This window comes from Pseudomonas sp. Fl4BN1 (assembly GCF_009908285.1).
GTDB lineage: Bacteria > Pseudomonadota > Gammaproteobacteria > Pseudomonadales > Pseudomonadaceae > Aquipseudomonas.
Window position 1 is genome coordinate 26,883 of sequence record NZ_JAAARM010000047.1, and the last position, 13,574, is coordinate 40,456.

The following is a 13,574-nucleotide window of genomic DNA, read 5'->3' on the forward strand; positions in this document are numbered from 1 at the left end:
AAGGAGACCTCTGCGGGAATTTGCGATGCCAGAGCTTAGCCAGTGAAACGGCTTCAGGAGAAGCGTATTTTTGTGATCAGGCGCAAGCCGAAAAATGACCCGGCAGTCGCCCCGCCGGCCATCCTGTCGAGCCCAGGCCGCCTGATCCGTCTACGCGCCTGCGCCACAACCCTGCCGCCCGGCCCCCACCGGCAGTTCACTGGCCGGACAATTGAACGCAACAACCGGGGTGCAGGCTTCTTTACCTTATGCGGCAATAGCATTTGCCACATTCACCCGTGCTGGGCAAGATTCGCGCCCTTCCCCCCTGAGGATCCTTCCGTGAGACTTGTCGATCTCCTGCGCCTGCTGTCATTGGCCGCCATCTGGGGCGCGAGCTTTCTGTTCATGCGCATCATTGCCCCGGTGCTGGGTACAGTGCCCACGGCATTTTTCCGGGTGTCGATTGCCGCCACCGGGCTGCTGGTGATGCTGGTATTGATGCGCGTGAGCTGGAACTTTCATGGCAAGTTCAAGACCGTACTGCTACTGGGGGTGATCAACTCAGGCATTCCGGCCACCATGTACTCGGTGGCGGCCCAAGTGCTGCCTGCCGGCTACTCGGCAATCTTCAACGCCACCACGCCATTGATGGGGGTATTGATTGGCGGGCTGTTCTTCCATGAACGCCTGAGCCCGAGCAAGATCGCCGGAGTCTGCCTGGGGCTGTTCGGCGTCGGCATCCTCACTCGCGCGGGCCCCGTGGCCTTTGATCATGATCTGCTGCTGGGCGCCCTGTCCTGCCTGATGGCCACCACCTGCTACGGCTTTGCCGGGTTCCTCGCCCGGCGCTGGCTGGATCAGGCCGGCGGCCTGGACAGTCGCCTGTCCGCCCTGGGCAGCATGCTGGGGGCAACCTTGTTGCTGTTGCCCTTGTTCGCCTACAACGCCATCAGCCAGCCACCGGCCAGTTGGGGGGGCTGGAGCGTGTGGTTGTCGTTGCTGGGATTGGGCCTGGGCTGCACAGCGTTTGCCTATGTGCTGTATTTCCGTCTGCTCAGCGCCATCGGGCCGGTGCGTTCGATGACCGTGACCTTCATGATTCCGCCATTCGGCGTGCTGTGGGGGGCCTTGTTGCTGGATGAACCGCTGTCCATGGCGCACCTGTATGGCGGTGCGCTGATTGCCGTCGCCCTGTGGCTGGTGCTGCGGCCAACGGCGAAAACGGCGGCCTGATCATCCGGCGGCGTTGAACTCAGTCGCCAGCGATGCAGCCCTGCATGAACTCCGCGCCCAAGGAGCATGCGCTGACTCGAGGCTACATGCAGGCAACGGACTCAGGGAACGCTCAGGGTGATCAGGTAGGTACCAGAGGTCACAGTCTTCCCGGCCTGGTCGACAAACGCATAGTGCTGGTCGTAATAGCGACCCTGGGGACCGCTGTCGGCCAGGAGTTTGACCTTGACGGCGGAACGATCCAGCCCGCTGACACTGGCCACCGGGCCGACGCGTTTCACATCGATCGTTCCCCCGCGAGAGCCCTGAGGACACTTGCGCAAATTCAAGCCGGTGCTGGCGGCGCTAGAGTCGCAGTTGCCTTCTACAATGCTGCCGCTAAAACGGATGATGCCGTGTCCCACGGGAGTAGCGGCAAAGCAGTTGCTCGATATTCCCAAGAGCAACCCGAAAGCTGTTGAAGCGAACACTACGTTCATCCTGACTCTCCTTTGTATAAGGACTATGTCGTCAGTCTAGGTACCGGCTTTAATTTTTAAGAATTACCTGATGGACCATTTCGGAATACCCACAGAAAAGTCCAATCGGCTGGTTATCAAAAACACCTTGAGGGCTCACTTCAGTCGCTCTTTTGTGCTCAAGCTCAAGGGCATGAAAGCGCCATTCATTCAGCGGCCGGGTCTCTTTTCGACGATGATGCCATATGGCCACCATTGGTACTCATAGTCGACCATTCGCACCTTCAATGCAATCAATAACCGACCAGGCATTGCACCTGGTCGGTGTTGCCAGCAGCGACCTGGAGGGCCGCCGCTCTAGCCGATCAAGCGCTCTTACGGAACACGAACACCAGCCCGACAATGATCAGGCCCATGCCGATCAGGCTCAGCAGCGCCAGCCGATTACCGAAAAAGGCGTAGTCCATCAGCGCCGTCACCGCCGGCACCAGGTAGAACAGGCTGGTGACATTCACCAGATTGCCCTGGGCAATCAGCCGGTACAGCAACAACGTGGCCAGCACCGATACCACCAGCCCCATCCACAGCACCGGAATCACCAAGCCGGCACTGTGCTCGAAATGAAACGGCTGGAACGGGACGAACAGCGCACACAGCACCAGCCCCGCCAGGTATTGCACCGGCAGGGTGCCCAGTGGATTGTCGGTGATGCGCTTCTGCATGATCGAGCCGGCGGTCATGCTCACCAGCGCCAACAGGCCGCAGAGCATGCCGGAGATGGAGATTCCCGCCAGGCCGATACCCTGGTAGACCACCATGATCAGCCCGGCAAGCCCCAGGCTCAGGCCGAACACACGGCTCCAGGAACGCTGGCGCTCCATCAGTACCACCGTGAGGATCGGTTGCACGCCCATGATGGTGGCCATGACGCCAGGGGTGACTTTCAGGCCCAGGGCCAGGAGGTAGAAGATCTGATAGGCCCCCAGCAGCACCAATCCCGTGGCCACGGCAAAACCCATGGCCCGGCGGCCCTTGGGCAGCCTGAGCTTGAGCAAGGGCATCAGCAGCACCAGCCCGATCAGGGCGATGACAAAGCGCAACAGCAAAAAGGCAAAGGGCGAAGCGTGGGCCAGACCCCATTTGGAGAAGATCGCGCCGCTGCTCCAGAGCAGAACGAACAGGCTCGTGGAAGCCGCCGCCAGCGCGGATTTTTTGGAAATGAGCAACATGAAGACCACCTGTAGTCAGGCAACAAGCCAATTCAGCCAAGGCTGAAGTTCAGTAGTGTTTTTTCAGGCGGGCACAGGCAACAGCAACGGTTGCTGATCAGCCCGAGAAGCCAACGCCTGGCGGTGATACGACTGCGTACACCGGCGTGCTACTGAGAGGTGGGGGGTACTGACCGATCTGCGCAGGCTGCTGATTCCCGCACGGCACGACGCCAGCGTTGAACGCTGAAACCATTGCCGCGTTGAGAGGGGAACCTGTCATGTGCTGATCTTTACCGAGGAGAGAAAAACGCTGATTCAGGGCAATCACCGAGCGCCGAATATAACCAGCGCCCGATACCCACTGCAAGATTTATCCGAACAGCCACTTCCACAAAACCACCAGCACCACCACCGCCAGGACCGGGCGCAGGATGCGGTACAACTTGGGATTGCGGCGCTTCCACTGCTTGACCACGCCACTGAAGCTGTCGCTGAAGCGCTTGCTCCAGGCGTAGGCCTGGTTGATCCCGCCGACGCGCTCGTCATCCAGGTTCTGCGGCGCCGTGGCGCGGCCCAGTTGGGCGCTGACCCAGCGGTTGATGCGGGTCATCAGGCGACTGCTCAGCGGTCGCTCGATATCGCAGAAAAGGATTACCCGGGTGGTCTCGGTTTCGTTCTTCACCCAGTGCACGTAGGTTTCATCGAACATCACGTCTTCACCGTCGCGCCAGGCGTATTCCTCGCCGTCGACAAAGATCCGGCAGTTGTCGGAATTGGGGGTCGACAGGCCCAGGTGATAACGCAGGGAGCCGGCAAAGGGATCGCGGTGCGGGTTCAGGTGGCTGCCACCGGGCAGCAAGGCAAACATCGCGCCCTTGACGTTGGGAATCGCGCTGACCAGCTCGACGGTCTTCGGGCACAGGGCCTCGGCCGACGGCAGCGGCTTGTCGTACCACTTGAGGTAAAAGCGCTTCCAGCCCTTCTTGAAGAACGAACCAAAACCGGCGTCGTTGTTCTTCTCGGCCGCGCGGATGTACCCCTCGTCGAACAGGTGCATGGCCTCATCGCGGATCACTTCCCAGTTGTCCCGCAGCACGTCCAGTTCAGGAAACTTGCTGCGGTCCAGGTAAGGCTTGGAGGGCACCCCGGAAAACAGATACATCAACGCGTTATAGGGAGCGAACAGCGCCGAATGGTTGACGAACTGGCGCAGTACCGGCAGACGCGCCTTACCGCGCAGATGCACGTACAGGATGCTGCCGACGAACAGCGACAACACCGCGAACTTGGCGGCAAAGGAAAAGCTCATGCAACAACTCCTTGGAAATAGGCACCTGTGGGGGAGTGCTCACCCGACCTGGCAGCCGGCAATGATAAACACTCCTGGGCCCTGGAAAAACCCGCACAACCCAACATTCAGCATTAACGGCCGTGCAATAAAGGCGTTAAGTAGCATAAGCCGCAGAAAGATCGACTGATGTGGATCAGCCATTCGCCGCCAAGCCGGCTAAGGCGAATGGCCATCTTTTCCTTACTGCTGGTTTTCCTGCTCGGTGAACAGATCGCTGAACAACATGCTCGACAGGTAGCGCTCACCGGAGTCCGGCAGGATCACCACGATGGTCTTGCCCTGCATCTCCGGGGTTTCCGCCAAGCGCACTGCCACCGCCATTGCCGCGCCACAGGAAATCCCGCAGAGGATGCCCTCTTCCTGCATCAACCGCAGGGCCATGGCCTTGGACTCCTCATCGGTCACCAACTCAACCCGGTCGACCATTTCCAGGTCCAGGTTGTTGGGCACGAAACCCGCGCCGATGCCCTGGATTTTGTGGGGGCTGGGCTTGATTTCTTCGCCGGCGAGCTTCTGGGTGATCACCGGTGAAGTGCTGGGCTCCACCGCCACCGACAGGATCGGCTTGCCCTGGGTCTTCTTGATGTAGCGCGACACGCCGCTGATAGTGCCGCCGGTGCCAACCCCAGCCACCAGCACGTCCACCGCGCCGTCGGTATCGTTCCAGATTTCCGGGCCAGTGGTCTTTTCATGGATCGCCGGGTTGGCCGGGTTATCGAACTGCTGCGGCATGAAGTACTGGGCAGGGTCGCTGGCGAGAATCTCCGCGGCCTTTTCAATCGCGCCCTTCATGCCCTTGGCCGGCTCGGTCAGCACCAGCTCGGCACCGAGGGCCTTGAGCACCTTGCGCCGCTCGATGCTCATGGACGCCGGCATGGTCAGCATCAGCTTGTAGCCACGGGCCGCAGCGACGAACGCCAGGCCAATCCCGGTGTTGCCCGAGGTGGGCTCGACAATGGTCATGCCCGGCTTGAGCCGACCCGTGCTTTCAGCGTCCCAGATCATGCTCGCGCCGATCCGGCATTTCACCGAATAGCCCGGGTTGCGACCTTCGATCTTGGCCAGGATGGTCACCCCGCGCGGGGCGATGCGGTTGATCTGCACCAACGGTGTGTTTCCGATGGAATGGGCATTGTCAGCAAAAATCCGGCTCATGGCTGGGTCCTTATGCAGCAGTGAAGAAGTCCTCAAGGGTATGCCTGGCGCCCATGAGCGTCCAGTCGCACCGAACCCCGCTGACGACACGCAGTCAGTGCCTATGGCAAGTTCGACTTCCATGCCGGCCACCGCGATGTGGTGATCGAGGCCCGGGCCGAAAAGGGCCAGTTGCACGGCTACATCAAGCCGCTGCTGGGGGATGTGCAAGTCTTCAACGGGCAGCAGGACGTGGAGAACCGCAACCAGAGCATTTTCCGCTCGGTGTGGGAGCCCCGGGTGGGGGCCGGCGAACCCTGCTGAAGAACCCGGCAAGAACCAGTTCGCTACCCGGGTCGAACTCAATGGCAACCTGCACCAGCAAGATACCAGCGCGTTCTCCACGCTTTTGCAGATTTTGCGCAATGGATTCATCCAGGCCTTCAATGCCGGATATGAGCAACCCAAGCCTTCGACTGACTGAGTCACCCCGTGACGCCTCATTCAGAGACTGAATGGGGCGTCTGCGTTCACAGTCGACCGGGCGCCGCGTTATAGTCGGCCATCGCGTTTATTCATTCGACCTGCCCCGGGCAGCTCGCCGTCACCGTTTCGAGGAATTGCAGATGAAGTTCGAAGGCACCAGCGCATACGTCGCCACTGATGACCTGAAGCTGGCAGTCAATGCCGCCATCACCCTGGAGCGGCCGCTGCTGGTCAAGGGCGAACCCGGCACCGGCAAGACCATGCTCGCCGAGCAACTGGCCGAGTCCTTCGGGGTCAAGCTGATCACCTGGCACATCAAGTCCACCACCAAGGCCCACCAGGGGCTCTACGAGTACGACGCGGTCAGCCGCCTACGGGACTCGCAGCTGGGCGTGGACAAGGTCCACGACATCCGCAACTACCTGAAGAAGGGCAAGCTGTGGGAGGCCTTCGAGTCCGAGGAGCGGGTGATCCTGCTGATCGACGAGATCGACAAGGCCGACATCGAGTTCCCCAACGACTTGCTGCAGGAACTCGACAAGATGGAGTTCTACGTCTACGAGATCGACGAGACCATCAAGGCCAAGCAGCGGCCGATCATCATCATTACCTCCAACAACGAGAAAGAGCTGCCGGACGCCTTCCTGCGCCGCTGCTTCTTCCACTACATCGCCTTCCCCGACCGCACCACCCTGCAGAAGATCGTCGACGTGCACTACCCGGACATCAAGAAGGACCTGGTCAGCGAAGCCCTCGACGTGTTCTTCGATGTGCGCAAGGTGCCGGGCCTGAAGAAGAAACCGTCCACCTCCGAGCTGGTGGACTGGCTCAAGCTGCTGATGGCCGACAACATCGGCGAAGCGGTGCTGCGCGAGCGCGATCCGACCAAGGCCATCCCGCCCCTGGCCGGTGCCCTGGTGAAGAACGAGCAGGACGTACAGCTGCTCGAACGCCTGGCATTCATGAGCCGTCGCGGCAGTCGTTAAGAGGCTGATGCCATGTTGCTCAACCTGTTCAATGAAATGCGCGCGGCCAAGGTGCCGGTCTCGGTACGCGAGCTGCTGGACCTGATCAACGCGCTCAAGCAACGCGTGACCTTCGCCGACATGGACGAGTTCTACTACCTCGCCCGGGCGATCCTGGTGAAGGACGAACGGCATTTCGACAAGTTCGACCGGGCCTTCGGTGCCTACTTCAATGGCCTGGAAAAACTCGACGATCACCTGCAGGCGCTGGTCCCCGAGGATTGGCTGCGCAAGGAGTTCGAACGCTCCCTGAGCGATGAAGAGCGGGCGCAGATCCAGTCCCTGGGTGGCCTGGACAAACTCATCGAAGAGTTCAAGAAACGCCTGGAAGAACAGAAGGAACGCCACGCCGGCGGCAACAAGTGGATCGGCACCGGCGGCACCAGCCCCTTTGGCTCCGGCGGCTTCAACCCGGAAGGCATCCGCGTGGGTGACGCCGGCAAGCGCCAGGGCAAGGCGGTGAAGGTCTGGGACCAGCGCGAGTACAAGAACCTCGACGACTCGGTGGAACTGGGCACCCGCAACATCAAGGTGGCCCTGCGTCGCCTGCGCAAATTTGCCCGCCAGGGCGCGGCCGAAGAACTGGACATCGACGGCACCATCGACCACACCGCCCGGGATGCCGGGCTGTTGAACATCCAGATGCGCCCGGAACGGCGCAACAGCATCAAGCTGCTGTTGCTGTTCGACATCGGCGGCTCGATGGATGCCCACGTGAAGATCTGCGAGGAACTGTTCTCGGCCTGCAAGACCGAGTTCAAGCACCTGGAGTACTACTACTTCCACAACTTCATCTATGAGTCGGTGTGGAAGAACAATATGCGCCGCGGCTCGGAGCGCACCTCGACCCAGGATCTGCTGAACAAGTACGGCGCCGACTACAAGGTGATCTTCGTCGGTGACGCGGCCATGGCGCCCTATGAAATCACCCAGGCCGGTGGCAGCGTCGAACACTGGAATGAAGAAGCCGGTTACCTGTGGATGCAGCGCTTCATGGCGAAGTACAAGAAGCTCATCTGGATCAACCCCTATCCGAAGGACACCTGGGGCTACACCGCCTCGACCAACATTGTCCGCGACCTGGTCGAGGACCAGATGTACCCCCTGACCTTGCGTGGCCTGGAAGAAGGCATGCGATTCCTCTCCAAGTAAGCGCGTTCGCCAGCAAGCGGGCTCCGACGCAACCCTGTAGGAGCCGGCTTGCCGACGAAGCCCTTGCCCCTCACCCAAAACGCCGCAAGAACGCCACCTGCTGCCGATGGGCCGTCTCCTGCACCACCGGCGCCAATCGCACTTCATTGCCCGGCAGGCACTGCGCCAGCCGCGCCAGGGACAACGGCGTCAACGCCCCCAACCGTGGATAACCGCCAATGGTCTGGCGGTCATTGAGCAGGATGATCGGCTGGCCGTCCGGCGGCACCTGGATCGCCCCTAGAGGAATGCCCTCGGAAATCATCGACTGCCCCTGATAGTGCAACTGTGGCCCCAGCAGACGCGCCCCCATGCGATCGGCACGGCTGTCCAGGGTCCAGGTGCTGTTGAAGGCATCGAACAGGCTCAAACCGCTGAACTGGCCGATCTGCGCCCCCAGGATCACCTCCAGCGGTGCAGCGGATTGCCATTCCGTCAACTGGGCAGGCCCCAGGCTCCTGAGTGCGCCACCGGTTCCCGAGTAGCCCAGCACCCCGCCCTCGCTCAGCGCCCGGCCATAACCGTCTGGTCCGCCCAGGGCCTCGCGCAGTACGCTGGCGCAACTGCCCAGCACCTTGGGCGCATCGAAACCGCCTGGCGCCGCCAGATAGGCCCGGGCACCAAGGAATGGTTGGGTGAAACGCAGCCGCTGGCCCTTTTGCAGGATGAAACTGCGCCCCGGGCTCAAAGGCCGCTCATCCACATAAGCCCCCAGATCAGCCCCTGCCAGGGCCAGCAGGCAATAGTCCTCGGCCAGCAGGGTGAAACCGCCCAGGGTGATTTCCACCACTGCGGCATCCAGGGCATTACCCAGCAGCCAGTTGGCCCAGGACATCGAAACCCAATCCAATGCTCCACCCTGGGTCACCCCCAAGTGGCGCACGCCAAAACGCCCAGCGTCCTGCAGCAGGCACAAGGGCGTGCTGGCCTCGATCAACAGACGGCTCATGCCGACACCTCCAGCGGCGTATCGTCGCCGCCCAGGCGAATGAACTCGGCATGCTCCACCGGCGCAAAACGCACGCGGTCCCCCGGCTGCATCAGGCTGTAACCGTCACGCTCACGGTCGAAGAGTTTGCTCGGGGTGCGCCCGATCAGGTTCCAGCCTCCAGGAGACACCACCGGGTAGGCCGCCGTCTGGCGCTCGGCAATGCCGACGCTGCCGGCTGCCACGCGCTTGCGCGGGGTGTTCAGCCGAGGCGTTGCCAACAGTTCTTCCACCAACCCCATAAAGGCGAACCCAGGAGCAAACCCCAGGGCGAATACCTGATACTCACGCTGGCTGTGGTGCTGGATCACCTCGGCCACCGACAACCCGCTGCGCCGGGACAGCAGTGCCAGCTCCGGACCGACACTGGGGTCGTACCACACTGGCAATACATGCTCACGCCCGGCCTGGGCACTGCCGGGTGCCAGGCCGCTCAAGGCTGCGTCGATCCGTTCCCGAGCCTCGGCCGGGCCCAGGCCCTGCAAGTCGTAATGCACCATCAGGGTGGTGTAGGACGGCACCAGATCGATCAACTGCGGCCCAAACGCCTGGCGCAGACGCTCACCGGCAGCCAGCATCCAGGGCATGTTCTCTTCGGCGATTGCCTCGAACAAACGCACCATCAAACAATCGATGGCCACCACTTCAACCTGCGGTTTCATAGGCTCGACTGCGCGTTCAAGGCCTCGCGAATCCGCTGCACCGCCGCTACCGAACTGGCGTTGTCGCCATGCACGCACAGGGTGTCGGCACGCAGCAACAAGGCGCTGCCGTCACTGGCAGTCAAGGTCTCGCCACGGGCAATGGTCAGGGCCTGGCCAATGATCGTCGCCGAGTCGTGGTGCACCGATCCCGGCAACTGTCGCGACACCAGATGCCCGGCGCTGTCGTAGGCACGGTCGGCAAAGGCCTCGAACCACAGGGTCACGCCGAACTCATCGCCGAGCGCCTGGGCGGCGCTGTTGTCGCGGGTGGCCATGAGCATCAGTGGCAACTGCGGGTCGTAGGCCGCCACCGCCTGGATCACTGCGCGCAACTGGGACGGCTTGGCCATCATGTCGTTGTACATCGCGCCGTGGGGCTTGACGTAGCTGACGCGCGCGCCCTGGGCCCGGCAGATGCCGTCCAGCGCGCCGATCTGATAGTGCATCAGGTCCTGGATTTCCTCGGGCGAGTAGCTCATGGAGCGGCGGCCAAAGCCTGCCAGGTCCTGATACGCCGGGTGAGCACCGATGCGCACGCCATTGGCCAGGGCCAGGGCCACGGTCTTGCGCATGATGCCCGGGTCGCCAGCATGGAAACCGCAGGCGATGTTGGCGCAGTCGATAAAAGGCATGACCTCGACATCCAGGCCCAGGGTCCAGTTGCCAAAGCTTTCGCCGATGTCGCAATTCAATAGCAAGCGGCTCACGGTCAGTGCTCCTGTGGTTTTTATAAGGTTCAGCTACGGGGCAGTCAGTGGATTGCCCCGCAGATTATCAGTTAGCGGGCCTCAAGTTCCTTGCCGCGGGTTTCCGGCAGGCTCAAGGCCGCCAGCACCACCACGCCGTAGGACACCGCGGCAAACGCGCCAATGGCCACGCTCAGGGCCACGTGCTGGCTGAGCAGGCCGATCAGCAGCGGGAACAACGCCGCTAGCGCCCGACCGCTGTTGTAGCAGAAACCCTGGCCGGAACCGCGAATCCGCGTGGGGAACAATTCGGTGAGGAAAGCGCCCATGCCACTGAAGATGCCCGAAGCGAAAAAACCCAGGGGAAAACCCAGCCAGAGCATCACCGCGTTGCTTACCGGCAACTGGGTGTAGAGCAAGACGATGGTGAAAGAGCCGGCGGCGAACAGCACGAAGTTCTTCTTGCGCCCGAGAATATCGGTCAGGTAGGCGCTGATCACATAACCCACGTAAGAACCGGCAATCACCATGGCCAGATAGCCGCCAGTACTGAGCACGCTCAGGCCGCGCTCGGTCTTGAGAAACGTTGGCAGCCAGAAGGTGATGGCGTAGTAACCGCCCTGAGCACCTGCCGCCAGCAATGAAGCCCGCAGGGTGGTACTGAGAATGCCCGGGGCGAAGATCTCGTAGAAACGCGCCGGGTTGCTCGGCAGCTCACGCGCCCTGGTTTGTCGATAGACCTCGGGGTCCTTGACCAGGCGGCGGACGAAGATCACGAAAATCGCCGGCAGGATGCCCAGCAGGAATAGCCCGCGCCAGGCATCTTCCGGCGGCAACAGGGAAAACAGCAGCGCATAGAGGATCGCCGTCAGGCCCCAACCCAGGGCCCAGCCGGATTGCACCATGCCCACCGCCTTGCCACGGTTCTTGGCGCGGATCACTTCGCCGATCAGCACCGCGCCGGCAGTCCACTCGCCACCGAAACCAAACCCCATCAAGGTCCTGGCGATCAGCAATTGTTCGTAGTTCTGCGCCAGCCCGCAGAGAAAGGTGAAGACCGCGAACCACAGCACGGTCAGTTGCAGGGTGCGCACCCGGCCGATGCGGTCGGAAAGAATCCCGGCAATCCAGCCACCCAGGGCCGAGGCCAGCAAGGTACTGGTGTGGATCAGCCCGGCTTCGGCGGAGCTGATGCCCCAGAGCGCGATCAGCGTCGGGATGACGAAGCTGAGCATCTGGGTGTCCATGCCATCCAGGCCATAACCGATCTTGCAGCTCCAGAACGTCCGTCGCTCCTGCTGGTTGATGTCCCGGTACCAGTCAAACGGACCGGCGCGACGCGGGGCTTTGTCGACCGGTGTTTCAGACGCACTCATGGCGATCTCCAGGGTAGTTTTATTGGTGTTGTTCTGGGCCCCGACGACGCCTATCGTGGGTTGGCGCATTCTTCGATGCTGGCGCCGACCCCGTCCAACTAATAAAAACCGCCCCAACGCATAAGAAAAGTTGATTCCATGAATCTCAAGTTTCTCGAAACCTTTGTCTGGGTGGCGCGGCTGAAGAGCTTCAGCCTCACCGCGGAAAAACTCTTCACCACCCAGGCGGCGATCTCCAGCCGGATCGCCGTGCTGGAAGGCGAGTTGGGGGTGAAGCTGTTCCTGCGCGATTCCCGCGGCGTCAGCCTGACCCCGGAAGGGCTCAAGGTGCTGGAGCATGCCGAACAGATGCTCGACACCCTGCAGGTACTGAAACAGTCGATCGAGGCACCGTCGAGCAAGGTCGGGCGGATTCGCATCGGGGTCATGGACACGGTGATCCACACCTGGCTCAGCCCCTTGGTGGCCGAAATGATGGACCACTACCCGCAAGTGGAGATCGAGCTGGTGGCCGATACGTCGCTGAACCTGTGCGACCAGCTGCAAAAAGGCTTTCTCGACCTGGTGCTGCAAACCGACCTGCTGCGCCAGGAAAGTATCCGCAGCTTGGAACTGGCCAGCCACCCGGTGGCCTGGATCGCCGCCAGCACTTCGATCTACAACCGCGACTACGCCAATCTCGCCGAGCTGGCCCGGGAGCGGATCGTCACCTATTCGAAAAACTCCCTGCCCCACCAGCAAGTGTTGAGCCTGCTACAAGCCAACGGCGTGCTGGCGCCACGGCTCAATTGCGTCAACTCGGTGTCGGCCATCACCCGCCTGCTGCGGGACGGTTTCGGCATCGGTGCCTTGCCGCCGGTGCTGGTGAGGGAGGAACTGGCCCGGGGCGAACTGACCCTCCTGGCCATCGACCAGCGCCCGCCGAACCTGCAAGTGGTGGTGACATGGCGGGTGGGCGTGGAGTTGGTGGAAGACATTGTGCAGCTGTGCCAGCGCGTAGTGCAGCGCTATGGGCAGAAGGTCGGCGAGGATTACCTGGTGCTGATCGCCCCCCAGTAAAAACCGCCATCCCCCTTTGTAGGAGCTGGCTTGCCAGCGAAGGCGATCTTCAGCCAGGCGCAAGGCTTGCGGACCCCTTCGCCGGCAAGCCGGCTCCTACACAGAGAACCAACTCGACACGACTCCCGTAGGAGCTGGCTTGCCAGCGAAAGCGATCTTCAGCCAGGTGCAAGGCTTGCGGGCCCCTTCGCCGGCAAGCCGGCTCCTACACAGAGAACCAACTCGATACGACTCCCGTAGGAGCTGGCTTGCCAGCGAAGGCGATCTTCAGCCAGGTGCAAGGCTTGCGGGCCCCTTCGCCGGCAAGCCGGCTCCTACACAGAGAACCAACTCGACACGACTCCCGTAGGAGCTGGCTTGCCAGCGAAGGCGATCTTCAGCCAGGCGCAAGCCACGCGGCCCCCTTCGCCGGCAAGCCGGCTCCTACACAGAGAACCAACTCGATACGACTCCCGTAGGAGCTGGCTTACCAGCGAGGGCGATCTTCAGCCAGGCGCAAGCCACGCGGCCCCCTTCGCCGGCAAGCCGGCTCCTACACAGAGAACCAACTCGATACGACTCCCGTAGGAGCTGGCTTGTAGTGGTCCAGTTTTTTTGGACCATCCTGTAGGAGTATTAGGCCGCCAGCCTTTCAAAAGCAGCTGGCGGCAGGTTGTTCGAGGCAGAGTGACAACGCCGATGGTTGTAATG

The 13,574-nt window shown here is 61.8% G+C and carries 12 protein-coding genes and 1 pseudogene; 5 read left to right on the forward strand and 8 right to left on the reverse strand.

Annotated elements, in window-relative coordinates:
* Positions 1–321: 321 nt before the first annotated feature.
* Positions 322–1,215, forward strand: a complete 894-nt coding sequence (locus tag GV818_RS30585; RefSeq protein WP_161757564.1) for a DMT family transporter — start codon at positions 322–324, stop codon at positions 1,213–1,215.
* A gap of 101 nt (positions 1,216–1,316) precedes the next feature.
* Here the strand turns inward: GV818_RS30585 and GV818_RS30590 are convergent, their stop codons facing one another.
* The 4 genes from GV818_RS30590 to cysK form a co-directional block, all read right to left on the reverse strand.
* Positions 1,317–1,694, reverse strand: coding sequence for a type 1 fimbrial protein (locus GV818_RS30590; RefSeq protein WP_161778366.1), 378 nt, complete (start codon positions 1,692–1,694; stop codon positions 1,317–1,319).
* 344 nt (positions 1,695–2,038) lie between these two features.
* The gene (locus tag GV818_RS30595) at positions 2,039–2,902 is read right to left on the reverse strand and encodes a DMT family transporter (RefSeq protein ID WP_161778367.1); all 864 of its coding nucleotides are present in this window, start codon (positions 2,900–2,902) and stop codon (positions 2,039–2,041) included.
* A gap of 352 nt (positions 2,903–3,254) precedes the next feature.
* Positions 3,255–4,193, reverse strand: coding sequence for an aspartyl/asparaginyl beta-hydroxylase domain-containing protein (locus GV818_RS30600; protein ID WP_161757567.1), 939 nt, complete (start codon positions 4,191–4,193; stop codon positions 3,255–3,257).
* A gap of 222 nt (positions 4,194–4,415) precedes the next feature.
* On the reverse strand, positions 4,416–5,390 hold the full coding sequence (gene cysK / locus GV818_RS30605; protein WP_161778368.1) for a cysteine synthase A: 975 nt from the start codon (positions 5,388–5,390) through the stop codon (positions 4,416–4,418).
* Between the two features lie 96 nt (positions 5,391–5,486).
* Here cysK and GV818_RS30610 point away from each other — a divergent pair.
* The 3 genes and pseudogenes from GV818_RS30610 to GV818_RS30620 all read left to right on the forward strand — a co-directional run.
* Positions 5,487–5,853 (forward strand): annotated as a pseudogene (locus GV818_RS30610) (DUF748 domain-containing protein); the annotation flags it as partial.
* Positions 5,854–5,995: 142 nt separating this feature from the next.
* Positions 5,996–6,841 (forward strand): AAA family ATPase, encoded by an 846-nt coding sequence (locus GV818_RS30615; RefSeq protein WP_161757569.1) that lies wholly within the window; start codon positions 5,996–5,998, stop codon positions 6,839–6,841.
* Between the two features lie 12 nt (positions 6,842–6,853).
* Positions 6,854–8,032: a vWA domain-containing protein gene (locus GV818_RS30620; RefSeq protein ID WP_161778369.1), complete on the forward strand. Its 1,179-nt coding sequence runs from the start codon at positions 6,854–6,856 to the stop codon at positions 8,030–8,032.
* A 70-nt stretch (positions 8,033–8,102) separates the two neighbouring features.
* Here GV818_RS30620 and GV818_RS30625 read toward each other — a convergent pair whose 3' ends face one another.
* The 4 genes from GV818_RS30625 to GV818_RS30640 all read right to left on the reverse strand — a co-directional run bounded on the left by GV818_RS30625 (position 8,103) and on the right by GV818_RS30640 (position 11,825).
* Positions 8,103–9,020 carry a biotin-dependent carboxyltransferase family protein gene (locus GV818_RS30625; RefSeq protein ID WP_161778370.1) on the reverse strand — a complete coding sequence of 306 codons (918 nt, stop codon included), beginning with the start codon at positions 9,018–9,020 and terminating at the stop codon, positions 8,103–8,105.
* The gene (gene pxpB / locus GV818_RS30630; protein WP_161757572.1) at positions 9,017–9,721 is read right to left on the reverse strand and encodes a 5-oxoprolinase subunit PxpB; all 705 of its coding nucleotides are present in this window, start codon (positions 9,719–9,721) and stop codon (positions 9,017–9,019) included. The genes GV818_RS30625 and pxpB overlap by 4 nt, the downstream gene beginning before the upstream one ends.
* Entirely contained in the window at positions 9,718–10,470 is a 753-nt protein-coding gene (locus GV818_RS30635) for a 5-oxoprolinase subunit PxpA (protein ID WP_161757573.1), read from the reverse strand. The genes pxpB and GV818_RS30635 overlap by 4 nt, the downstream gene beginning before the upstream one ends.
* Positions 10,471–10,541: 71 nt before the next feature.
* Positions 10,542–11,825 (reverse strand): MFS transporter, encoded by a 1,284-nt coding sequence (locus GV818_RS30640; RefSeq protein ID WP_368668916.1) that lies wholly within the window; start codon positions 11,823–11,825, stop codon positions 10,542–10,544.
* 138 nt (positions 11,826–11,963) lie between these two features.
* Between GV818_RS30640 and GV818_RS30645 the strand changes: the two genes are divergently transcribed.
* Positions 11,964–12,884 (forward strand): LysR family transcriptional regulator, encoded by a 921-nt coding sequence (locus tag GV818_RS30645; protein ID WP_161778371.1) that lies wholly within the window; start codon positions 11,964–11,966, stop codon positions 12,882–12,884.
* The last annotated feature ends 690 nt before the right edge of the window (positions 12,885–13,574 follow it).